This is a genomic window from Streptomyces sp. NBC_01428 (assembly GCF_036231965.1).
Lineage (GTDB): Bacteria > Actinomycetota > Actinomycetes > Streptomycetales > Streptomycetaceae > Streptomyces.
In genome coordinates, this window is the sequence record NZ_CP109499.1 from 8,543,649 (window position 1) to 8,565,970 (window position 22,322).

Genomic DNA, 22,322 nt, shown 5'->3' on the forward strand with positions numbered 1-22,322 from the left:
GTAGGTCCCAGTAGGACCCCTTGGGGGCCTAGGACCCCGAGGACTTCCGCGGGCTTCACGCGTTCGAGGACCCGTGACGCTGTGCCGTCTCACAGCACCGCTCCTCTTCCGCTGTGCGACTGCATTGCGAACACTCCGCCCCCTGTACGCGGCGGCGGGCGGCTGATGCCATGCCCGGCATGTCTCCCGCATCCCGATCATCAGTTCCGACACCGTCGGCGGACGCGTGTCCTGTGCAGGACGTCCTCTCGGGACGGGAGCGCAGACCGTGAGCGGGGGCGACGGGCAGTCGCTGGCCGTCGTGGTCTTCCTGGGCTTCGTCGCCGTGTCCCTCCTGCTGTGCGGGCTCGCGGCGGCCGACCTGGACGACCCCGAGCACTTCTACGCGGGCGGCAGCGCTGCCTTCGGACCGGTCGGCGGCGGCCTCGCCATCGCCGGTGACTACATCTCGGCCGCCACCCTGCTCAGCACCACCGGCTCGGTCGCCCTCGACGGCGCCGACGGCATGCTCTTCGCCGGCGCCACCGTCGTATCGCTCTGTCTGGTCCTGCGCACCCTGGGCGAACCCCTGCGCCGGAGCGGGGTGTTCACACTCGGGGACTTCCTCGCCGACCGGCTCGGGGATCCCTCGGTACGGCGCGCCCTCGGCGTGGCGACCCTCGTCGTCCTCACCCCGCTGCTCCTGGTGCAGCTCGGCACCGCCGGACACATCATGGCGGCCATGTTCGGCCTCCCCGACGGGGCGCTCACCGGATGCACGGTGGCCGGCGGCGCCCTCATGGTCTGCTACGCCGCGTTCGGCGGGATGCGCGGGACCGGCTACGTACAGATCCTCAAGGTCGGCGTGACCCTGACCGCCGTGGTGCTGGTGGCGGGAATTGTCCTCGCCCGGTTCGGATGGTCACCATCAGCCCTGTTCGACGCCGCCAGGAAGCACTCCGGGGCGGGCGCCGCCTACGCCCGGCCGGGGCGCCACTTCGGGCCGTCCCTCGCCGGGCGCCTCGACCTGATCAGCTTCCAGGCGACCCTGCTGGTCGGCGCCGCCTGTCTGCCGCACATCACCATGCGCCTCCACCCGCTGCGCGACGCCCGCACCGCACGGCGGGCCCTCGGCTGGGCCGTGGGCCCCGTCGCGGCGGTCTGCGCCGGAGTCGTCGTCGCCGGGCTGGGGGCCTGCGCCCTGATCGGCGGGGACGCGCTGCGGGCGGCCGACCCGGGAGGCTCGACGGCCCTGCTCATGGTGACGGGGGCGCTCGACCCGGCCGACGGCGTCGTCCGGCACAGCATGCTCTTCGCGATCGTCGCCTGCGCCGTGTTCGCGACCACCCTCGCGGCCGTCGCGGGCATCACCCTGGCCGCCGCCTCCAGCCTCGCCCGTGACTTCCGGAACCGGCCGGCGCACGGCGCCGGGGCCGGCTCGCAGGCCAGGGAGATCCGGCGCGCGCGGGTGGCCATCGTCCTGGTGGGCGCGGCGGCGGTGGTGCTCTCCGCGGTCCTCGCCGACCGGGGCAGGCTCACGCTCATCTCGCTGTCGTTCACCGTCGCGGCCTCGGTGCTGGCGCCGGTCCTGCTGTACGCGCTGTTCCTGCCGGGCCACACGGCCACCGGGGTGCGCTGGACGGTCTACGGGACCCTGCCGTTGATCGTGCTGCTGCTGACGGGTTCGCCTGCCGTCTCGGGCATACCGACCGCGGTCTTCCCCGACCACGACCTGCATTGGTTCCCGCTCCAGACACCGGGGCTCATCACCATCCCGGCCGGTTTCCTGCTGGGTCTCGTCGGCCGTGACCGCTCCCGCGCGGCGCCCCAACAGACCTGGCGCGAGCGTCAGTTCGTCCATCGAGGATGAGTGAGGTCCGGGGCGCACACCTGAGGTGGACGGACGACGAGGGGGAGGGGCGAAGAGGGACACCACACCTCTTGCCACTCTCAACTTATAGCGCACAGGGGGGCTTGCGGCAAGGCCCCCTCGGTGCCGCAGAATCTCCCGGCAAGCCCAGGGACCTGCGGAAACGGGAGATTCACTCAGTGCGTTCGTGTGTGGTGGTGGAGGGGTGGCGCGCCGGCGCCGCAGCCGGGACGGGAGGCGCACCGTGGGCACCGCCGCGCGGCGCGGGCGCGAGCCCGGTGTCGCCGTGCGTGCGGCCGTACGGAGCGGGCGCGGTCGCCCGGGAACGGAGCTGACGTGATGACGCCGATGACCACCAGTGCGTTCGCCCTGCCCGGGCAGCTCGCCCCCAAGGCCGAACCGGCGCTGATCGCCGCCGACGAGCGGCACTTCGCGGCCGTCGCGGACAGCCTCGAACATACCGTCCAGGAACTCTCCGACCGCCTCGACGCCCTGCGCAGGGAACCCGGCGGCATCGGCCGGGAGGCGATGGAACGCGACGCCGAGATCCACCGGCTGACCGGCCGGCTGCGTGCCCTGCGACGCTTCGGCATCGACCTGTGCCTCGGCCACACCGTCGGCGCCGACGACGCCGAACCCCTGTACATCGGACGCCTCGGCCTCACCGACAGCACGGGTCGCCGCCTGCTCACCGACTGGCGCTCACCGGCCGCGGAGCCGTTCTTCGCGGCCACCCACGCCAACCCGATGGGGCTGACGAGCCGTCGCCGGTACCGCTGGACGCACGGCCGGATCAGCGACTACTGGGACGAGGTGTTCGCCGCCGACGGACTGGACCGGCACGCGGCGCTCGACGACCAGTCCGCCTTCATCGCGAGCCTCGGCGCCAACCGGTCGGACCGGATGCGGGACGTGCTCGCTACCATCCAGGCGGACCAGGACGCCGTCATCCGCGCCGGATCACCCGGCGCGCTCGTCGTCGACGGCGGCCCCGGCACGGGAAAGACCGTCGTCGCGCTGCACCGGTCCGCCTACCTTCTCCACGCGGACCCGCGGCTCGGCCGGCATCGCCGCGGCGGTGTCCTGTTCGTCGGCCCGCACCAGCCCTACCTGGCCTACGTCGCCGACGTACTCCCGAGCCTCGGCGAGGAGGGCGTGCAGATCTGCACCCTGCGCGACCTGGTGCCCGAGGGCGCCTCCGCGACGGCCGAGACCGACCCCGACGTCGCCCTCCTGAAGTCCTCCTCCGACATGGTGAAGGCGATCGAACGGGCCGCCCGGTTCTACGAGACTCCGCCCACCCGGGGCATGACGGTCTCCACGCCCTGGGCCGACGTCCGGCTGAGCGCCGACGACTGGGCCGAGGCGTTCGAAGCACCCGGCCCCGGGGTTCCGCACAACGAGGCGCGCGACCAGATCTGGGAGGAACTGCTCACGATCCTGCTGGACAAGCACGACGACGACATCGCGCCCGACCTGTTCGGCAGGGCCCTGCGCCACGACGAGGAACTGGTGGGAACCCTCCACCGAGCCTGGCCGATCATCGAACCCGCCGACCTCGTCGGGGACCTCTGGTCCGTGCCCGCCTACCTGCGGATGTGCGCGCCCCGGCTCGGCCCCGACGACGTACGGAAGCTGCAGCGCGCGGACGCCCACGCCTGGACGACCTCCGACCTGCCGCTCCTGGACGCCGCACGTCAACGGCTGGGCGACCCCGAGGCGTCGGCCCGCAGACAGCGGCACGCGGCCTCCGTCGCCGCCGAGCGCGCGCGCCGGGCCGACGTCATCGACAGCCTGCTCCAGAACGTCGTGATCGACGAGAGCGAGGGCGCGATGGGGATGCTGCGCGGACGGGACCTCCAGGAGTCCCTCATCGACGAGGCGGCGTTGCCCGGCACCGACCCGTCCCCGCTCGCCGGCCCGTTCGCGCACGTCGTCGTGGACGAGGCCCAGGAACTCACCGACGCCGAATGGCAGATGCTGCTGCTCCGCTGTCCCTCGCGGAGCTTCACCGTCGTCGGCGACCGGGCGCAGGCCAGACACGGCTTCACCGAGTCGTGGCGGGAACGCCTCGAACGGATCGGGCTCGACCGGGTCGAGGTGGCCTCCCTGAGCATCAACTACCGCACGCCGGAGGAGGTGATGGCGGAGGCCGAGCCGGTCGTCCGCGCTGTGCTCCCGGACGCCAACGTGCCGACCTCCGTACGCCGCAGCGGCATCCCCGTCGTCCACGGATCCGTCGATGAGAGGGACGCGATCCTCGACGCGTGGCTGGCCGCGCACGACGAGGGCGTCGCCTGCGTCATCGGCGACCCCGCGTTCCGGCCGACGGCCCGCGTCCGCTCGCTCACTCCCGAGCTGTCGAAGGGCCTCGAGTTCGACCTGGTCGTCCTCGTCGACCCGGACGCGTTCGGCGAGGGCGTCGAGGGGGCCGTCGACCGCTACGTCGCGATGACCCGGGCCACCCGGCAACTGGCGGTGCTCACGCGTCCGTGACCCGGTCGCTCAGTACCCGGACTCGACCAGCCGCGCCAGGTTGTCCAGCGCCATACGCGTTCCGGTCTCGTTGTCCGCGGCCGGAACCGCGTCCGGCACTCCTTCGTGCACGATGACGACCTCGGTGCCGCCGTCGACCTCGGTGAGCTGTGTGGTGACGACCATCTCGCCGCGCAACGCGGGATCCGCCGTCTCGAACTCGAGCACCTCCACCACCCGCTCGTCGGGCACGAGTTGAGCGAAGCGGCCGTGATACGTGTCGGTGCGCCCCGCCGATTTGCCGGTGGCGTCCGGCGCTTCGTAAGTGAGTGACACCCGGAACGCGCCGCCCTCACGGGCGTCGAAGGTGTCCACCTCGGTGCGCATGTCGTGCGGTGCCCGCCACAGCGCGACCGCGTCCCTGTCCAGCAGGGCCCGGTAGACAGCAGCTCGGGAGGCGTTCACGCGCCCCGTCATTCGCGTCGTGTACACGCGATCCAGGCTACAGAGATCCAGGATGCGGAGGGGAAACCGAGGAGGCACGGCGCGCGGCGGTGCCGTGCGCCGCGCGTCCGTGTCCGTCGTCTCTCCCGGGCCGTTGCCCGACCCGCACAACAGCCCGTTGTCCGCGGGCCGTTGGACGCCCGGAGTGAAGGCGATGCCGGCGGCTTCTCCGTGGGGGCCGTGCCGACGCGACCTCTTGACGGCTGTGGTTCAGACCTTTACCGTCGCGACACGCGTAGTTCACAGGTGAACTTAAAGTTCACCTACCTGAACGATGCCTCCCCCCACCGTCTGCTCGGCACGACCAGACGAAAGGCCGTGATCGTCATCTTGAAGAGGCAGCCACATACTCGAACGTCCGCCGCGCGTCGCGGACTTGCCGTGGCGGTGCCGCTGTCGGATGTCGGGCGCTCCCTTTCGGCGGACCCCGTCAGGACGGGCCGCCCCGGTGGGCCGATCCACCGCACCGCCCTCAGTTCCCGACGATCGACGAAGGACGTCAACATGTCTCGTTCCAGGATCCTCGCGGCGATGACCGTCGCCGGTGTCGTCACCGCGGTGACCGTGCTCGGCACGGCCGACGCGGGCGCGGCCGACCCCAAGGTCGCGCCCGGCGGCAACTTCGACCTGTCCGTCTGGCAGTTGCAGGAGCCGGTGGGCTCGCCGGGCTCGCCGACCACGATCTCCTCGTCCCGGCTGCAGGGGGCGAACGGCTTCCAGGACTCGTACTTCTACACCGACACCCGCGACGGAGCGATGACGTTCTGGGCGCCGGAGAAGGGCGTCACCACACCGAACTCCAACTACGCGCGCTCCGAGCTGCGGGAGATGAACCGCAGCGGCAGCGCGGCGGACTGGTCGCTCGGCGGCAGTCACCGGCTGAGCGCGACACTGCGGGTGGTGTCGGTGACGTCCAACGTGTGCGTCGGCCAGATCCACCTCGGCTCGGGCGGCTCGTCCACGAAGCCGCTGGTGGAGCTCTACTACCGCTCCAGCGGCGACATCGTCGTCGGCACCGAGAACTCCCCCTCGGGCGGGCAGACGACCCACACGGTGGGGCACGTGTCCGTCGGCAAGACGTGGACCTACACCATCGCCGTGTCCGGCGGGAACACCATCGACCTGACCGTCAACGGCAGCACGACGCACTACCCGATTCCGTCGTCGTTCTTCCCGTACAAGCAGTACTTCAAGGCGGGCTCCTACAACCAGTCGTCGTCCGACAGCACGACGAAGGGCGCGCGGGTCGGCTTCTACGGTCTGACCGTCTCGCACGGCTGACGCCCGACCCCGTACCCGCGTAAGGGGTCCCGCGACGGCTTCGATGCCGTCGCGGGGCCCCGTCCGGGTCGGCGTTCAGCGGATGCCGGCCTGCCGCGCCCGCGCGGTGACCGTGCGGAGGTCGCCGGTGAAGGGGTCGCCGTGCCCGGGCGGCATGACGGTGCGCAGCGCTCGGCGGCGGTGTCCGGGCCGTGCGGGACCTCCGGCGCTCCGGTCGGGCCCGCTCACTCGCCTCGGCGCAGGCCCGCGATCAGGAGGGTGACCAGTCGTCGCGCGTCGTAGCGCGGGTCGTTGCCCGCGCCGATGCACAGGTTCCCGACGCCGCGCATCAGCTCGTAGGCCTTCAGGTCCGGGCGGATCTCGCCGGAGTCGGCGGCCGCGTCGAGGAGTTGGGTGCACACGGGCAGGAGTCGGTCGAGGAAGTAGGTGTGCAGCCCGTCGAAGGCTGTGTTGTCGGGCTGGAGAACCGCCGCGAGGCCGTGCTTGGTGACGAGGAAGTCGACGAAGAGGTCGATCCACCGGGTGAGCGCCGCGTAGGGGGACGGGCCGGCGGCCAGAAGGGCCGGACCGGCCTCGGCGCACGCCTCGACCTGGTGGCGGTAGACGGCGATGATGAGGTCCGCCCGGGTGGGGAAGTGCCGGTAGATGGTGGCCGTCCCGACACCGGCCCGCGCGGCGACATCGCGTACGGGCGCCTCCACGCCGGACTCCGCGAAGATCGCCGCCGCCGCGTCGAGGAGGGACTCCTGATTCCGCCGGGCGTCGGCGCGCTTGGCCCGGGGCGCTCGCCCCGCGCTCTCGTCGCTGTCGTTCATCCGCGCCGTTCCCTTCGCTGTCGACCACCGGAACGGGACACCGTTCCGGATCGGCTTGCTAAGCGGGACGCCGTTCCGTATCGTCAAACGGGACGGGGTTCCGTTTGCTCATGATGGCAGACCGGGGGCCCGTCGACCAAGCCACGCAGTGACACACGCTTCACAGCGATCGAGGAGTCAGGTCATGCAGTACCGCACCTTGGGCCGTACCGGCGTGCAGGTCAGCTCGCTCGCGCTCGGCGCGATGAACTTCGGCCGCATCGGGCGCACCACGCAGGACGAGGCCACCGCCGTCGTCGACGCCGCCCTGGAGGGCGGGATCAACCTCATCGACACGGCCGACATGTACGGAGGCGGGGAGTCGGAGGAGATGGTCGGCAAAGCCATCGCCGGGCGCCGGGACGACATCGTGCTCGCCACGAAGGCCGGCCTGCCCATGGGGGACGATCCCAACCATCGCGGCAGTTCACGCCGTTGGCTGGTCACCGAGCTGGACAACAGCCTGCGCCGGCTCGGCGTCGACCACGTCGACCTCTACCAGATCCACCGGTGGGACCCGGAGACCTCCGACGAGGAGACGCTGTCGGCCCTGACCGATCTGCAACGCGCCGGAAAGATCAGGTACTTCGGCTCCTCCACCTTCCCCGCGCACCGCGTCGTCCAGGCGCAGTGGGCCGCCCGTGAACACCGGCTCGGCCGGTACGTCACCGAGCAGCCCAGTTACTCGATCCTGCAACGCGGCGTCGAGGCCCACGTCCTGCCCGTCACCGAGGAGTACGGTCTCGGCGTCCTGGTCTGGAGCCCGCTGGCCTCGGGCTGGCTGTCGGGGGCGGTCCGCGCGGGCCGGGAGATCACCACCAGCCGCTCGGCGGCCATGCCGCAGCGCTTCGACCTCTCCGTCCCCTCCAACCGGGCGCGCCTCGACGCCGTGGAACGGCTCGCGGTGGTCGCCGACGAGGCGGGACTGACCCTGATCCAGCTGGCGCTGGGCTTCGTCACCGCGCATCCCGCCGTGACGAGTGCGCTCGTCGGCCCCCGCACGACGGACCACCTGAACGCGCAACTCGCCGCCGCGGACACCGTGCTCTCCGCGGACGTGCTGGACGCGATCGACGCGATCGTGGCCCCGGGGACCGACCTCGCGGCGCACGAGAAGTTCGACACCCCGCCGGCCCTGCTCGACCCGGCGTTGCGCCGGCGCTGACCACCCCGGGGACATGGCCTGGCGACCCTGCTCCGGGTCAGGTCCGGTGCGGGGCCGCCAGGAATCGATGGGCGGAACGGGGACGGTCAGCCGGTGTAGGCCTCCAGTTCGGACAGTTGTCCCGCGGGCCAGCCGGTGTTGCCGGTGAAGGTCACCCGGAGGTAGCGGGTCGGAGTTCCGGTCAGGTTGACGGTCACGGCGTTGCCGCTCGACGGGTTGAACGTGTATCCCGCCGACGACTTCAGCGTGCTGAACGTGGAGCTGTCGGTACTGCCGAGCACGCTCAGGGTCTGGGTGCGCGTGGCCCAGGCGGTCGCCGGGGGCAGCTTGAGCACGACGCGCTTGACGGCCTTGGCGGCGCCGAGGTCGACGGTGACGGACTGCGGGAAGGCGTTGTTGGCGCTCTCCCAGTAGGTGTCCGCGTTGCCGTCCACGGCCTTGGAGGCGGGGTAGACGTCGGTGTGACTCGTCTCGGTGACCGGCCGGTTCTTGGCGAGGTTGACGGTCGGGTCCGTGGGCGGGTCGGTCGGCGGGTCCGTCGGAGGATCGGTGGGCGGGTCGGTCGGCGGCGTGGTGCCTCCGCCGGGTACCCCGCCGTTCGTCCACTGCGGTGCGGGCCAGTTGCCGGTGCAGGCCGGCGGGTCCGCGTACCAGCCGCTGTTGCCGGCGCCGCGCGTGATCACGAAGCCGGGGCCGACGCAGTTGTGGATCGGGTTGGACTGGGCGATGTGCGTGGCCGTGACGTTGGTGAAGGAGGCCGTGCCCGTCGCCTGGATCTGCAGCGCGTAGGTGCCCGCCCCGTCGATCCGGACGTTCTCGAAGTGCAGGCCCTTCGTCGCCCCCTCGATGTTCATGATGGCGGCGTAGGAGCTGTCGAGGATCTCGCTGTCCGTGATGTTGATCGTCGCGTCCAGGGCTTCGTTGAGCCCGCTGAACCAGACCGCGCCGACACCGAACTGCCAGTTGTAGTCGTTGTTGCCGGTCCGGATCAGGGTGTTGCGGGCGGCCGTGGTGGTACCCGAAACGGCCGTGCCCTGACCGGAGTTGACGCCGGGATAGCGGTTGGCGACGTGCAGCCCGCCGCCGTTGGTGATGGTGTCCGCCATCACGTTGTCGGAGATGGTGATGTCCTTGCCGCCGTACGTGACGATGTTGTTGGCGAGGATCGGCAGGATCACCGTGTTGAAGGTGAACTTGTTCTTGACGTTGGGGACGCTCTCCGCCCACATCGCCAGGCCGTCGTCACCGGTGTTCCGTACGAACGTGTTGGTGACCGTGGAGTTGGTGACCCCCATGTGGAAGTTCACGCCGTCCGCGGTCTGGTCCAGGATGCGGCTGTTCTTGATGGTGAAGTTGTCCATCGGGCCGTCCATCCAGGCGCCGCACTTGGTGTGCTGCATCCACACGTTGTCGACCGTGGAGTTGGACAGCGCGCCGCCGATGGCGTTCACCTGGTCGTCGTCGACGCGCTCGCGGATGTCCCCGAGGATGGCGAAGTCCTTGAGCGTGACGTTCTTGCTGCCGCCCTGGTTGGCGTACTTGCCGTAGACGCCCACGGCCTTCGACCGGTTCACCGGGTCACGGCCGGTCAGGACGCTGTACCAGGGACCCGCGCCGGCGAGCGTCACCTGATCGACGACGATGTGGTCGCGGACCTGGAAGGTGCCCTGGGGGATGTACACGGTCTTGCCCTGCGCCTTGCCCGCGTCCACGGCCGCCTGGATCTTGGCGGTCGAGTCGGCGGCACCGGTCGGGTCGGCGCCGAAGTCGCTGACGACGTCCAGCGCTCCGGACGGCTTGGCGATGGGCGCGCCCACCTGCTCGAAGTCGGCGAGGTCGATGGTGAACGTCGGTGAGTCACTGGTGGACGACACCTGGAGGCGCACCTTGGTCCCGGCCGGCAGCGTCGAGCCGAGGAGGGTGCGGGTCTCGTCGTAGAAGTGATGGGGGTTGGTGTCGCCCGGGTTGTTGTTGAACGGATAACCGCCGTAGTACCAGCTGTACTTCGAGGTCACCGGGATGCTCTTGAGCTGCGTGCCGTTGACCTTCAGGTCGAGGCTCGCGTCGCGGCCGGTGCCCGCGGAGTTGTCGGGCAGCGAGTAGCGGAACGACATCGCGTTGGCCGGGGCGGTCAGCGTGAACTCGACGTACTCACCCGTCGCGTCCAGCGTCACCGCCTGCCGGCCCGACGCCTCCGAGGGGAGGTGGCCGTAGAGCCGGTCCGGTCCGATGAGGGTGCCGTTGGTGGCGGCGTATTCGGCCTCCTGTTCCTTGAACGGGACGGTTGCGCCGCGGCCGGATATGCCGACCGGGGAAGGAGCCGGCACTCCCGCCGCGACGGCGTTGGGAGCGAGCGCCACGGCCACGACCGTGCCGGCCGCGGCGAGCGCCAGCGACACGGTGGCCGCCAGTCCTCGGCGCAGGGGTCTGCCATTGGGGGATGAATTCACAGGCGTGCGTCCTCAGGGCTCGTGGGGTGAGCGGACGCAAGAAGGCTAGAAGCGACGGCAAGGGAAGTCTATGAACGTGCGCAAGATTGATACAGAGAGCCGCAAATAATCGACGGACGAGGGGTGGTCTCCTCGTGACGGCGGCGATCGGGGAGTGTCGGTCGTGCCCGGGCGGCCGGGGCCGACACGGCGCCACGTGCGCCGAGGAGCCTGGCCGACGGCTCTCCGTGCGTCGACAGCGCGGCCCGTCCGCGGACGGACGGGCACCCGGGTTCCCGTCACGTCCGGCCGGGAGGCGGAAAACCGCGTGCCCCCGCCGAACCCCCGTTGCTAGCATCGCCGCCATGATCACGCCTTCGCGCCAGCACCGGATGATGCCCCGCACGCGGGGCTGCTGAGCACGGACGCGTACCGCATTCCGAGGCCCCGGGAAGGGGCCCCGACATGTGCTGCGGATCGGCCCATCCCGGTAGGAGGACCGATGACCGCATCACGCCACTACGTCACGACGACCATCCCGTACGTCAACTCCCGCCCCCACCTGGGCTTCGCCCTGGAACTCGTCCAGGCGGACACGCTGGCCCGCCACTGGCGCCGAAGAGGGAGCGAGGTCCGCCTCCTCAGCGGCACCGACGACAACTCCCTCAAGAACGTCCTCGCCGCCGAGGCCGAGGGCGTCGACGTGCGGGTGCTGGTCGACCGCAACGCCGACGCGTTCGCCGCCCTGAGCGCCCCGCTCGACCTCTCGCTGGACGACTTCATCCGCACCAGCAGCGACCCCCGCCACCGGGTCGGCGTGGAACGGCTGTGGCGCCGCTGCGCCGCCGCGGGCGACCTCTACCGCAAGGAGTACGAGGGCCTGTACTGCGTCGGCTGCGAGCAGTTCTACACCCCCGGTGAACTGGTCGGGGGCCGCTGCGCCGAGCACGGCACCGAGCCCCGACGCGTCGCCGAGGAGAACTGGTTCTTCCGTCTGTCGCGCCATGCCGACCGACTCCACCGGCTGGTCAGCGACGGGGTGTTGCGCGTCGAACCCGCCGTCCGCCGCAACGAGGTCCTCGCCCTGATCGAGAGCGGCCTGCACGACTTCTCCGTCTCCCGCTCGCAGGCCCGCGCCCGCGGCTGGGGCATCCCCGTGCCCGACGACCCCGGCCAGGTGGTCTACGTCTGGTGGGACGCCCTCGGCAACTACGTCACCAGCCTCGGCTACGGCACCGACGAGGCCGCGTACGGGCGGTGGTGGGCGGGAGACGGACGCCGCGTGCACCTGGCGGGCAAGGGTGTCGTGCGCTTCCACGCCGTGTACTGGCCGGCGATCCTGCTGTCGGCCGGACTGCCGCTGCCCACGGACGTCCTGGTCCACGACTACCTCACGGTCGGCGGCCGCAAGATCAGCAAATCCGGTCCGGACACCGTCGACCCGGTCGCGCTCACCGACGCGTACGGCACCGACGCCGTCCGCTGGTGGCTGCTGCGGGACGTGCCCCGGGTCGGGGACGCCGACTTCACCCCGGAACGGCTGACCGCCCGCGCCAACGCGGACTTCGCCGGCGGGCTGGGCAACCTCGTCCATCGTGTCGTGACCATGGTCCACCGGTACCGTGCCGGGACGGTCCCCTCTCCCAGCGGTGTCGAACCCGGGGTGGAGCCGCTGGACGGCGTGTGCCGAAGAGCCCCCGGCCGGGTCGACGCCGCCCTGGAGGACTACGACTTCCGTCGGGCCGTGAGCGCCGTGTGGGAGATCGTGGAAGCCGCGAACCGCTGCGTCGACACCGTGCGCCCGTGGGAACTGGCGCGCGCAGAGGGGCGCGGAGACCACGCGGCGGGCAGGCGCCTGGACGACGTCCTCGCCGCGCTGGTGGCGGCGTGCCGTCTTCTGGCCGACGAGCTCGCGCCCTTCGTCCCCGGCGCCGCCGCACGGATCGGCGAACAGGTCGGCCCCACCGGGAACGGGACGCTCCCGCCCGCGTCCCCGCTCTTCACCCCGCTCCGCGACGGCGGCTAGTGCAGCGCGAACCGTGCGGCGCCGGAGGAGAACACCGCCTCCGGCGCGGGGATCGGGCCCGACGACGCGCTGCGTCTTTCGTGGCGGCAGCGGCAGCGGCAGCGGCAGTGGCAGTGGCAGCGGCGCGGGACGCGGGTCAGCGGCTCTTGCGCACCCGGGCCGCCGCGCGGGCCTCCGCCGCCTTCCGGGCGTCGGCTGCCTTGCGGGTCTCCTTCGCCGGGCGCCCCGGGCGGGTGCCCATGCCGCGGAACGCCGCGTTGCCGGTGCCCTTCGGCGGGGTCGGCGGGCGCTTGGCGCCGGTGATCTCGGACAGCGCCGACTCTCCCGAACGGACCTGGGTGACGGTCGGCCGGATCCCGGCTTCGGACATCATCCGGTTCACGTCGCGTCGCTGGTTCTGCGTGACCAGGGTGACCACCCGTCCGGACTCGCCTGCCCGCGCGGTGCGCCCGCCCCGGTGCAGGTAGTCCTTGGCGTCGGCCGGCGGGTCGACATTGACCACGAGGTCCAGGTCGTCGATGTGGATGCCCCGCGCCGCGACGTTCGTGGCGACGAGGACGGTGATCTCACCGTCCTTGAACTGGCCGAGCGTGTGGGTGCGCTGCGGCTGCGACTTCCCGCTGTGCAGGGCGGAGGCCCTGATGCCGCTCGCCCGAAGGTGACGGGTGAACTGGTCCACACCGGCCTTGGTGTCCAGGAACATCAGCACCCGGCCGTCCCGTGCGGCGATCTCGGTCGCCGTCGCGTACTTGTCGGAGGCGTGGATGTTCAGCACGTGGTGTTCCATCGTGGTGACCGAGGCGGCCATCCTGTCGACGGAGGCGAGAACGGGGTCGTGCAGGTGCTCGCGGACGAGCTGGTCGACGTTGCGGTCGAGGGTGGCCGAGAACAGCAGGCGCTGCCCGTCGGGGTGCACCTGCTCCAGGATCTTCGACACCTGTGGCAGGAACCCCAGGTCGCACATCTGGTCGGCCTCGTCCAGCACCGCGATCCGCACCTGGTTGAGGTAACAGTCCCGGCGTGACATCAGGTCCGCGAGGCGGCCCGGTGTCGCGACGAGCACCTCGACGCCGGTGCGCAGCGCCGCTGTCTGCCGGTTGATGGAGAGCCCGCCGACCACGGTCGTCAGCCGCAGGTCCAGCGCCTGCGCGTACGGTGCGAGGGCGTCGTCCACCTGCTGGGCGAGTTCCCGCGTCGGAACCAGCACCAGTGCCAGCGGCTGCTTGGGCTCCGCCCGCCGTCCCGCCGTCCGGGCGAGCAGGGCGAGCCCGAACGCCAGCGTCTTGCCGGAACCGGTGCGGGCCCGGCCGAGTACGTCCCGCCCGGCGAGCGCGTTCGGCAGCGTCGCCGCCTGGACCGGGAAGGGCTCCGTCACCCCGAGGCCGGTCAACGTCGTCAGCAGCTCCGGCGGCAGTCCGAGCTCGTCGAAGGACGTGACCGGCGGCAGACCGGGGGAGACCGTCTCCGGCGTCGCGACCTCGCCCTGCGGTGCTGTCACCGGCCGGTGGTCGCCGGTGCGGTGCCGTCCAGAAGCCGGAGGCTTCGCGTTCATGGGGAACCTTCCTCAGTCCGACGCCCGAAACACTCCGGGGCCCGTACCCCTGGGTACGGGCCCCGGCGACGTCGAAGCGTGACCCCATTTTACCAGCGGCGGACCCGGCGCCTCCCGGGCCCGGCCCGGGCACGGTCCGGGCACGGGACCTCGGCCGTTCCGTCCGGGCCGTGCCCTCCGGCGGACCCCGGCCCGAGGACGCGAACGGTCGTCCGGACGGCCACGCCTCGTGTCCGCCGAACGGCGGCCCAGCGGACGCCGAACGGCGCCGGACCGTGGTGCAATCCGGGCAAGGACGCCATACCCACCCGCCCTTTCTCGACGAGGCGGCCGGATGTGACCTTCTCCATTGCGGGCGGTGGGCCGAGGCGGCGAGTGTCTGCCGGAACGAGTCCCCGAAGAACTGTTATCCGGGGCTCTGGGGGCGGTCTCCCATGTGACGGCAGCATCGTTCGGAGTCGAGGACAGGGAAGTTTTCATGAGGAGACAGCACGGGGTGGACCCGGCGGCACTGGTCACTGCCGCCCGAGCGGGCGACTCGGAGGCTCAGGACGCCCTGGTCGGCGCCTATCTCCCCCTGGTCTACAACGTCGTCGGACGCGCGCTGAACGGCTCGGTCGACGTGGACGACGTCGTGCAGAACACCATGCTCCGCGCCCTGGACGGCCTCGACGGGCTGCGCTCTCCGGAGAACTTCCGCTCCTGGCTCGTGGCGATCGCGATGAACCAGGTGCGCGCCCACTGGCAGGACCGCCAGCTCGCCCCTGGCGGCGTCGAGGAGGCCGAACACCTCGCGGACCCGGGCGCCGACTTCGTGGACCTCACCATGTGGCAGCTCCAGCTGTCCGGCCAGCGCCAGGAGACCGCGCTCGCCACGCGCTGGCTGGAGCCCGACGACCGTGCGGTGCTCTCCCTGTGGTGGCTGGAGTGCGCCGGAGAACTGACCCGCGCCGAGGTCGCCGAGGCACTGGAGCTGTCCCCACAGCACGCGGCGGTCCAGGTGCAGCGCATGAAGGCGCAGCTGGAGACGGCTCGGGTGGTCGTACGGGCCCTCGACGCGCAGCCGCCCTGTTCGGAACTGAACGGGCTGCTCGGCTCCTGGAACGGCCGGCCCTCGGCGCTGTGGCGCAAGCGAATAGCCCGGCACGCGCGTGGCTGCGTCCGCTGCTCAGGACTGTGGAACGGGCTGATGCCCGCCGAGGGACTGCTGGCCGGCCTGGCCCTCATCGCGGCCTCCCCCGGACTGCTCGCGGCGCTGCGGCCCGGCCCGGACGGGATGGTCGCCGCCGCATCGGCGTCCCGGCTGCGGGACGCCGGAGGCGACCGCGGCTCGCACGCCGGCGGCGCCGGGCACCGTGCCCCTCGCGGCGGTGGATCGGCGTCGCGCCTGGAAGCGCGCCGGCGCCGTCGGGTGAGGCGCCGGGCGGTCGGCGGCGCCGTCGTCGCCGCCTGTGTGGCGGGCGGGGGCCTCTGGTACTTCGCGATCGACTCCGGGACCCCGAACGAGGGAGCCACCGCCGCGCGTACCGCGGGCGACCCCGTCATGGACCTCTCGGCGCCGGGCGCCGACGGCATCTCGGCCTCGCCCTCGGCGTCGACTTCCCCGTCCGCGTCGCCGTCACCCTCCGCGTCGAGGTCGGCCCGGCCGAAGCCGTCCAAGACCGACCGTCGCGCCGTGCCGAGCGTGCCCGCCTCCCCGTCAGCGGCACCGCCGACCCGCCGAGCCTCCGCCACTCCGAGGGCCCAGGCGGCCCCGTCGGGCACCGTGGCCCAGGTGGTCTCGCTGGTGAACGAGGAACGCGCCGCCGCCCGCTGTGGTCCGCTCACCGAGAACGCGGACCTGGAGGAAGCGGCGCTGGACCACTCCGAGGACATGGCGGCCCGTGACTTCTTCGACCACAGCAACCCCGACGGCGAGGACCCCGGCCAGCGCATCACCGCCGCGGGCTACCGCTGGTCCACGTACGGCGAGAACATCGCCCGGGGCCAGCAGACCCCGGAGTCGGTGATGGACTCCTGGATGAACAGCCCTGGCCATCGGGCGAACATCCTCAACTGCTCGTTCAAGAACATCGGCGTCGGCGTGCACAAGGGCGCGGGCGGCCCGTGGTGGACGCAGGACTTCGGCGCCAAGATGTGACGCTCCCCGGACGCCCCGTACGGCGTGTCCCGGCCGGTGAGGACGGTGATCCCGGCCGGGGAGACCGCCCTCGCCCGCCGGGTGCGGCCGTGCGCGTTGCCGTCAGGGGATGCGCCACGCGGGTTCGAGACGGTCGAGGAGGGTGTGGAAAGCCGCGTCGGCCCGGGCCCAGTCGCCGTCGCCCAGCGGCGCGATGAGCAGGCCGAGACACGCGTCGACCAGGAGGTCGGCCTCCGCCCGTGCCCGTTCCTCGGCCATGCCGAGGTCCCGGAAGGCGGAGGCGAGCAGCGCGGTCCACTCGGCGAGCACGGCGCGCATCACGGGTCCGTACCGGTCGGAGTGGAGCACGCTGGCGGCCATGATCTCCACGTACAGGGGGAGCGCGGCGCGCAGATCGGGCCTGCCGAAGCGCTGCCAGATCTCCTCCATGAAGCGGCGGACCCTGCTCGGGTCCCCGGGGGAGCCCGCGTCCGCGAGCAGCTCCTGGGCCTGCCGGAGGGGCCGTCGCTCGTCGAGTGCGAGGGCCTCGGCGACCATGCGCTCCTTCGTCCCGAAGTAGTAGAGCAGCATGCGGTCACTGGTGCCCAGGGCCCGGGCGAGGGGGCGCAGGGAGAGACCGGCCAGACCGTTGCGGACCAGGTGATCCCGGACCTGGTCCAGGAGGTCTCGCCGTTTTGCCTGGTCAGGAGGGCGCGGCATCGGGTTTCCCGGAGATCTGGAGAGAGGACCTGACAGTTTCCGTATGTCTGGTTAAATACTGTTGATACGAATATTTACCGTAGCGGGCGCTACATGTATATCCGTAGTCGTGGCGCAGGCCACGCACAGGCGTCCTCCGCTTCATCCCGGCTCCGCCGGCGGTGGATCTCCGCGGCCCGGGTGGCCGCGGCAGCCAGCAGTTCAGAAGGGACTGATTCTCATGGCCCCCTGGGCCATCGGCCCCGCGACGGTCTCCCGTCGCGGACGCTTCGGCCGGTTCTCCCGTCTCCGATCCCAGGAGACGGTCGGCGAGAGCGGAGGGGTCCCCGCACAGGATCCGGACAGGCCCGCGAAGGCGCGGCCGAGCTCGTGGATCACCCGGAACCAGGCTCTCTGGTCCCGCACCCTCGAACCCCTGCGCCCGCTCGACGCCCCGCGCGGCTGCGCCACCGCCTGGGACGCCTCCTGGCCCCTGCCGCGCGAACTGACGTCGGCCGGCCGGGCCCGCCGCCTGGTCACGGCGCAGCTGGACGACTGGAAGCTGGAAGAGCTCACCGACACCGCCGAACTCCTGGTCAGTGAACTCGTCACCAACGCACTGCGGCACACGCGCGGCCCGCTGCGGCTGAACCTGTGCGGACGTGGCCCGCACCTGCGGTGCGAGGTGGAGGACACCGACCCCACCGGCCCCGTGCGCCGCGTCGTCGACGCCGACGCGGAAAGCGGCCGGGGCACGGAACTCCTCGACCTCCTCGCCGAATCCTGGGGCAGCACGCGCACCGCCACCGGCAAGACCATGTGGTTCCAGATACCCATGCGGACGCCCTGACATCTCGGGCCGTGGTCCGTCGTCCGCCGGAACGACGTTCCCGCCTCGCTCGACACGGCGGTGCCAGCACCCACTTCGGCGCCACCGCCTACTTCGCCCACCTGCTCACGTACGCGTACGCCCTTGAGCCGGGCTCGTTCCTCCGGCAGTCGCGCTCACCCGGCGGTGGCCACCCGAGTTGTCAGGAAGTCCAGCAGGGCGCTGTTGAAAAGGTCGGGCTGTTCCGCGCCGGGCAGGTGGCCGGCGCCGTCGACCACGGTCAGGACCGCGTGCGGGACGAGGGCGTGGAGGGCCTCGGCGTCGGCGACCGGTGTGAACACGTCGTCGGCTCCGACGACGATCAGGACTGGGGACCGGACGGCGGCGAGCGTGGCGCGGTAGTCGGGACGCTCGGCCCGGCCGCGCAGAGCCGCCGCGGCGCCCCGGGGATCCGTGGAACGCATCATGGCGAGCACGCGAGCGGCCACGTCGGGCATCGCGGTGACGTTGTACGCGGCGAGCATCTTGCCGATGACCTCGTCGGCGTAACCGCCCATCCCCTCGGCCAGGAGCCGGTCCGCCATCCGGTTGCGGACGGCCTTCCCCTCGTCCGTCTCGGCCGGCGCCGAGGTGTCCGACAGGACGAGGGCGCGCACCCGTCCGGCGTGACTCCGTTGCATCTCCATGGCGATCTGGCCGCCCATCGACACCCCGCCGACCACGGCCCGGTCGATGCCGAGGTGGTCGAGCAGCCCGACGAGGTCGTCGGCGAAGGCGTCGAGGTGCACGGAACCCTCTTCGACCCCGCTGTCGCCGTAGCCGCGCAGGTCAGGGGTGACGACTCGGTGTCCGGCGGCCACGAGGGCGGTCACCTGGGGTGCCCACAGGGTCCGGTTGAAGGGGTGCCCGTGGATCAGCAGCACGGGGAGCCCGTCGGCCCGGCCGGAGTCGTCGTAGTGGATCGTCGTGCCGCGCAGCGCCAGTGAGGTCATGGCGCGCACCCTAGCCCCAAGATCGTCGCGCCCCGGATCGTCCGTGGTCCCGGAGCCGCACGGTGGGCGGGTGGTCGGGGCGGAGGAGACGGAGCGAAGCCGGTTCACCGGGGTCTGGGGTGACCGGCCGTCGGGCTGCTTGCTACCGGCCGCCCGGTCGGCGGCCGTCGTGCGAGGCGAAGAGGTCCTCGCGGTCGGGGGCGACGGGGGAGCCGGGGCCGTTGCCGCCCGTGGACCCGGAGCGACCGCCGGCGGACTTGTTCCACTCGCCCTGGCCGAGGATCAGGACCGGGTCGAACATGACGATCGCCCCGGCGAGGATGAGGAAGATGACCGGGCCGATCAGCATCGGCAGCAGGAGCGAGGCGCCGGACTGGCCGTTCGCGACCTGCGTGGACGTGTCGTGCAGGTGGACACTCACCGCGGCCATGCCGGTGTAGTGCATGCCGGTGACCGCCAGTCCCATGACGAGGCTGGCTCCGAGGGAACGCAGGAACCCCTGGACGGAGACGGCGGCCCACAGTGCCGCCGTGGCCGCCACCAGGGCGATGACCAGGGACAGCGCCACGGTGACCGTGTCGTACCGGAGGTCGCCGTTGAGCTGCATGGCGAACATGCCGAGGTAGTGCATGGTCGCGACGCCGATACCGGTGATGCTGCCGCCCACCGCGAGGGAGGCCCGCGTGGCGCCGCGGCTGCCGACGATGAAGACGCCCGCCGAGACCACGACGATCGCCACGACCAGGCTGAGGACGGTGAGAGGTATGTCGTAGGTGATGGATGTCTGCTGTACGGAGAAGCCGGTCATGGCGATGAAGTGCATCGTCCAGATCCCGCAGCCGAGCGAAGCCGCTCCGAGTGCGAGCCAGCCCGTCCGCCAGCCGGGCTCATGGTGGATCGTGCGGACCACGCAGCGCAGTCCGAGTGCCGATCCCACGCAGGCCATGACGAAGGCCGCCACCGGTGTGACGAGCCCGTAGCTGAAGCCGTCGATCGTGCCGTTCATCCGCTCCCTGATCCTTTTTGCCTATGAGGAAGGACATTGAGCCCTTTGTCAGCCACTGTCAGCAAGGCCTTACCGGCGGTAGTTATTGAAACTTGCACGATCGTTATCGCTCCGGCGTCGGGCGACGGTCCCGTCGGGTCGTCCGTGGGGTCCGGAGACGGCGCTCCGGGGCTCCGACCGGGAATTTCGTGCGGCTCCGAAGCCTTGTGCAGAGCGGTGGCCGTGTCGTCGCGGCGGTGGGGGAGAGCGACCGCCGGGGGTGCGTGCGACGACAGCTGTGCGAGCCTGACGAGAAGACCGAAGAAGGGTGTGTGCGATGAGCCGGAACGAGGAGAAGGCCCTGCTGGCGGGCGGCTGCTTCTGGGGCGTGGAGGAGCTGATCAGGACGTTCCCGGGTGTCCTGGACACGCGGGTGGGCTACAGCGGGGGCGACGTCCCGAACGCGACGTACCGGAACCACGGCACGCACGCCGAGGCGATCGAGATCACCTTCGACCCCACGAAGACCGACTACCGGACGATCCTGGAGTACTTCTTCCAGATCCACGACCCGTCCACGAAGAACCGCCAGGGCAACGACATCGGTCTCAGCTACCGGTCCGCGATCTACTACTTCGACGACGAGCAGAAGCGTGTCGCCGAGGACACCATCGCCGACGTCGACGCCTCCGGTCTGTGGCCCGGCAAGGTCGTGACCGAGGTCGTGCCGGCCGGTCCGTTCTGGGAGGCGGAGCCGGAGCACCAGGACTACCTCCAGCGCTACCCCGACGGGTACACCTGCCACTTCGTCCGCCCGAACTGGCGGCTGCCGAAGCGCGCGCAGGCCTGAGTCGGACCGAAGCCCCCGTACCGGCACGCGCTGCCGTTACGGGGGCTTTCCGCTGTTCCGGCGGAGTCGGTTCCTGTCCGGGGCGGTCTTCTGCCTACCGGGTCGCCGGGGCGGAGGCGAGGGTCTGGACGAGCGCGTCCAGCCCCTGGGTGTAGATGCCGTGGAACAGCGTCACCGCGTCGGCGTCACTGATGCCGTCGGGGGTGAAGGAGCCGGACCACTCCACGCGGGCCCTGCCCGGCTCGGCACTCTCGTGCACGGTGAGCGTCGACCGGTAGCCGGTGACCGGGAACGGGGCCCGCAGGATCGAGTAGCTGTAGGTGCGGTGCTCGTCGTCGAAGGCCTGGAGGCGTTCGACGATCACCTCACCGTCCTCGTTCTCCAGGCGGCGTACCCGACCGCCCTCGCTCAGCTCGCTGACGGGGATGTAGGGAAGCCAGTCGGGCAGCGAGCCGAAGCCGCCGACGAGCTGCCAGACGCGGTCGGGTGCGACGTCGATGTCGACGGACGCGGTGGTCGTGGCCACGGGAGTCTCCTTCGAAGCGTGGGGGGTGGCGAGGGTCAGGCGGCGGTTACGGGCACGGGAGCGTCCTGGGCCATCAGGCGCTGCGCGCGCAGCTCGGCCCAGAATCCGGCCGGGATGCTCTCACCGAGGGCCGCCACGTCCTCGGCGATGCGGCTCGGCCTGGTCGCGCCCGGGATCGCGGCGGCCGTCGCCGGGTGGGCGAGGGAGAACTGCAGTGCGGCGGCCTTGATGCCGACGCCGTGCCGCCGGGCCACCGCCTTGATGCGCTCCACCTTCTCGACGATGTGCGCGGGAGCCTGCTGGTACTCGAAGTGCGTGCCGCCGGCGAGGATGCCGGAGCTGTACGGGCCGCCGACCACGACGTCGACGCCCTGCTCGGCGGCGGACGGCAGGAGACGCTGGAGGGCTCGGTCGTGATCGAGCAGCGTGTACCGGCCGGCCAGCAGGAACGCGTCGGGCTTCGGCTCGTCCAGGTCCAGGGTGAGCTCCAGCGGCTCCACCCGGTTCACGCCCAGGCCCCAGGCCTTGATGACCCCCTCCTCGCGCAGCTTCTGCAGCACGCGGAAGGCGCCGGTGCGGGCGCTCTCGTAGGCCGCGAGCCACTCGTCCCCGTAGAAGTCCTGGGCGACGTCGTGCACCCACACGATGTCGAGGCGGTCGGTCCGCAGGCGCTTCAGGCTGTCCTCGACGGACCGCAGGGTGGCGTCGGCGGAGTAGTCGTTCACCATCTTGTTCGGCCGGCCGTGTTCGAAGAGGCCGCCCTTCTCGCCGAGATCGCGCGCGGCCGGGTCCTCGGTCTCGTCGAGGATCACGCGGCCGACCTTCGTGCTGAGGACGAAGTCCTCGCGCGGGTGCCGCGCCAGTACCTCGCCGAGCCGCAGCTCGGAAAGGCCCGCCCCGTAGAAGGGCGCGGTGTCGAAGTAGCGGATGCCCTGGTCCCAGGCAGCTTCGACGGTGGCCGCGGCCTCCTCGTCGGGGATGGCGCGGAACATGTTGCCGAGCGGTGCGGTGCCGAAACCGAGCGCTCCGGGCAGAAGCGACGTGATGCTCATGAAGGAATCCTCGTGATGGTGGTTCGGACGGATAAGGGGCCGGATGGCCGATCCGTCGGCCTTGCGTGTTCGAGGTTAGGATCCCTACATGAGACTGTCCAAGACTTGCTCGGACACACTTGAGTCCTCCGAGGT

General features: G+C 71.4%; 17 protein-coding genes. 8 read left to right on the forward strand and 9 right to left on the reverse strand.

All coding sequences use genetic code 11. From position 1 onward, the window contains the following. Positions 1 to 268 precede the first annotated feature (268 nt). Positions 269 to 1,849 carry a sodium/solute symporter gene (locus OG406_RS37220; protein ID WP_329190141.1) on the forward strand — a complete coding sequence of 527 codons (1,581 nt, stop codon included), beginning with the start codon at positions 269 to 271 and terminating at the stop codon, positions 1,847 to 1,849. A gap of 339 nt (positions 1,850 to 2,188) precedes the next feature. Continuing rightward, positions 2,189 to 4,345: an RNA polymerase recycling motor ATPase HelR gene (gene helR / locus OG406_RS37225; protein ID WP_329190143.1), complete on the forward strand. Its 2,157-nt coding sequence runs from the start codon at positions 2,189 to 2,191 to the stop codon at positions 4,343 to 4,345. Between the two features lie 9 nt (positions 4,346 to 4,354). Here helR and OG406_RS37230 read toward each other — a convergent pair whose 3' ends face one another. Then, positions 4,355 to 4,816 carry an SRPBCC domain-containing protein gene (locus OG406_RS37230; RefSeq protein ID WP_329190145.1) on the reverse strand — a complete coding sequence of 154 codons (462 nt, stop codon included), beginning with the start codon at positions 4,814 to 4,816 and terminating at the stop codon, positions 4,355 to 4,357. 516 nt (positions 4,817 to 5,332) lie between these two features. On the opposite strand from OG406_RS37230, the gene OG406_RS37235 reads away from it, so the two are divergent. Next, the gene (locus OG406_RS37235) at positions 5,333 to 6,109 is read left to right on the forward strand and encodes a polysaccharide lyase family 7 protein (RefSeq protein ID WP_164370857.1); all 777 of its coding nucleotides are present in this window, start codon (positions 5,333 to 5,335) and stop codon (positions 6,107 to 6,109) included. A 224-nt stretch (positions 6,110 to 6,333) separates the two neighbouring features. Here the strand turns inward: OG406_RS37235 and OG406_RS37240 are convergent, their stop codons facing one another. Then, positions 6,334 to 6,924, reverse strand: coding sequence for a TetR/AcrR family transcriptional regulator (locus tag OG406_RS37240; protein WP_266610298.1), 591 nt, complete (start codon positions 6,922 to 6,924; stop codon positions 6,334 to 6,336). 184 nt (positions 6,925 to 7,108) lie between these two features. Between OG406_RS37240 and OG406_RS37245 the strand changes: the two genes are divergently transcribed. Next, a complete protein-coding gene (locus OG406_RS37245) occupies positions 7,109 to 8,128 on the forward strand; it encodes an aldo/keto reductase (RefSeq protein ID WP_329190148.1) in 1,020 nt (339 codons plus the stop codon). Between the two features lie 86 nt (positions 8,129 to 8,214). On the opposite strand, the gene OG406_RS37250 is transcribed toward OG406_RS37245, so the two are convergent. Then, on the reverse strand, positions 8,215 to 10,578 hold the full coding sequence (locus OG406_RS37250) for a discoidin domain-containing protein (RefSeq protein WP_326844338.1): 2,364 nt from the start codon (positions 10,576 to 10,578) through the stop codon (positions 8,215 to 8,217). A gap of 481 nt (positions 10,579 to 11,059) precedes the next feature. Here OG406_RS37250 and metG point away from each other — a divergent pair, with 481 nt between their 5' ends. Next, positions 11,060 to 12,583, forward strand: coding sequence for a methionine--tRNA ligase (metG, locus tag OG406_RS37255; protein ID WP_329190150.1), 1,524 nt, complete (start codon positions 11,060 to 11,062; stop codon positions 12,581 to 12,583). A 136-nt stretch (positions 12,584 to 12,719) separates the two neighbouring features. Here the strand turns inward: metG and OG406_RS37260 are convergent, their stop codons facing one another. Continuing rightward, complete coding sequence (locus tag OG406_RS37260) at positions 12,720 to 14,135, reverse strand: DEAD/DEAH box helicase (protein WP_329190152.1); 1,416 nt, start codon at positions 14,133 to 14,135, stop codon at positions 12,720 to 12,722. Positions 14,136 to 14,613: 478 nt separating this feature from the next. On the opposite strand from OG406_RS37260, the gene OG406_RS37265 reads away from it, so the two are divergent. Then, a complete protein-coding gene (locus OG406_RS37265; protein ID WP_329190154.1) occupies positions 14,614 to 16,275 on the forward strand; it encodes a sigma-70 family RNA polymerase sigma factor in 1,662 nt (553 codons plus the stop codon). Between the two features lie 102 nt (positions 16,276 to 16,377). Here the strand turns inward: OG406_RS37265 and OG406_RS37270 are convergent, their stop codons facing one another. Continuing rightward, positions 16,378 to 16,974, reverse strand: a complete 597-nt coding sequence (locus OG406_RS37270; RefSeq protein ID WP_329190156.1) for a TetR/AcrR family transcriptional regulator — start codon at positions 16,972 to 16,974, stop codon at positions 16,378 to 16,380. 220 nt (positions 16,975 to 17,194) lie between these two features. On the opposite strand from OG406_RS37270, the gene OG406_RS37275 reads away from it, so the two are divergent. After that, on the forward strand, positions 17,195 to 17,803 hold the full coding sequence (locus OG406_RS37275; protein WP_239154714.1) for an ATP-binding protein: 609 nt from the start codon (positions 17,195 to 17,197) through the stop codon (positions 17,801 to 17,803). A gap of 155 nt (positions 17,804 to 17,958) precedes the next feature. Here the strand turns inward: OG406_RS37275 and OG406_RS37280 are convergent, their stop codons facing one another. After that, entirely contained in the window at positions 17,959 to 18,774 is an 816-nt protein-coding gene (locus tag OG406_RS37280) for an alpha/beta fold hydrolase (protein ID WP_164369664.1), read from the reverse strand. 142 nt (positions 18,775 to 18,916) lie between these two features. After that, on the reverse strand, positions 18,917 to 19,780 hold the full coding sequence (locus OG406_RS37285; protein ID WP_164369665.1) for an MHYT domain-containing protein: 864 nt from the start codon (positions 19,778 to 19,780) through the stop codon (positions 18,917 to 18,919). A gap of 316 nt (positions 19,781 to 20,096) precedes the next feature. On the opposite strand from OG406_RS37285, the gene msrA reads away from it, so the two are divergent. Continuing rightward, positions 20,097 to 20,609 carry a peptide-methionine (S)-S-oxide reductase MsrA gene (gene msrA, locus OG406_RS37290; RefSeq protein ID WP_164369666.1) on the forward strand — a complete coding sequence of 171 codons (513 nt, stop codon included), beginning with the start codon at positions 20,097 to 20,099 and terminating at the stop codon, positions 20,607 to 20,609. Between the two features lie 94 nt (positions 20,610 to 20,703). Here msrA and OG406_RS37295 read toward each other — a convergent pair whose 3' ends face one another. Then, positions 20,704 to 21,135 carry an SRPBCC family protein gene (locus OG406_RS37295; RefSeq protein WP_267051870.1) on the reverse strand — a complete coding sequence of 144 codons (432 nt, stop codon included), beginning with the start codon at positions 21,133 to 21,135 and terminating at the stop codon, positions 20,704 to 20,706. A gap of 35 nt (positions 21,136 to 21,170) precedes the next feature. Then, positions 21,171 to 22,187, reverse strand: a complete 1,017-nt coding sequence (locus tag OG406_RS37300; RefSeq protein ID WP_164369668.1) for an aldo/keto reductase — start codon at positions 22,185 to 22,187, stop codon at positions 21,171 to 21,173. Between the last annotated feature and the right edge of the window lie 135 nt (positions 22,188 to 22,322).